2 pseudogenes are annotated in these 430 nt (G+C 67.9%); both read right to left on the bottom strand.

Annotated features, from left to right (window positions below):
• Window positions 1-123 (bottom strand): annotated as a pseudogene (locus LPA54_RS39630) (HNH endonuclease); the annotation flags it as partial.
• 136 nt (window positions 124-259) lie between these two features.
• A pseudogene (locus LPA54_RS39625) lies at window positions 260-430 on the bottom strand (peroxiredoxin); the annotation flags it as partial.

Here is a 430-nt window from a genome sequence, read left to right as displayed (position 1 = left end):
CAGCACGTACCGTCGCGTCGAACTTCTCGGATCCACCCCCAGCCGCTCCAGCGCCTCCGTAAGCGTCCGTGCTCCCCGCGCCGCCTCCTCCAGCCGCTCCCGCGTGTACGCGCTCGCCCCCATCGAACCCCCTCCGCGCTCCGTCCACGTGTTCGTGGTCTCGCACGGAGTAACGACCCGCATATCGGACGGTCACGTACGAAAAGCGGAACGGCCCGCACCGGGCGCCGGTGCAGGCCGTTCCGAAGGGGCAGCCGGGTCAGATGCCCAGGTCCTTGATGATCTTGGCGACGTGGCCCGTCGCGCGGACGTTGTAGAGGGCGTGTTCGACCTTGCCCTGCTCGTCGACGACGATCGTGGAGCGGATGACGCCCAGGTAGGTCTTGCCGTAGTTCTTCTTCTCGCCGTACGCGCCGTAGGCGTCCAGGAC

The organism is Streptomyces sp. DH12, from assembly GCF_020873895.1.
GTDB lineage: Bacteria > Actinomycetota > Actinomycetes > Streptomycetales > Streptomycetaceae > Streptomyces.
Note: the sequence above shows the minus strand (reverse complement) of the source record. Positions and strands in the feature narration are given on the sequence as shown.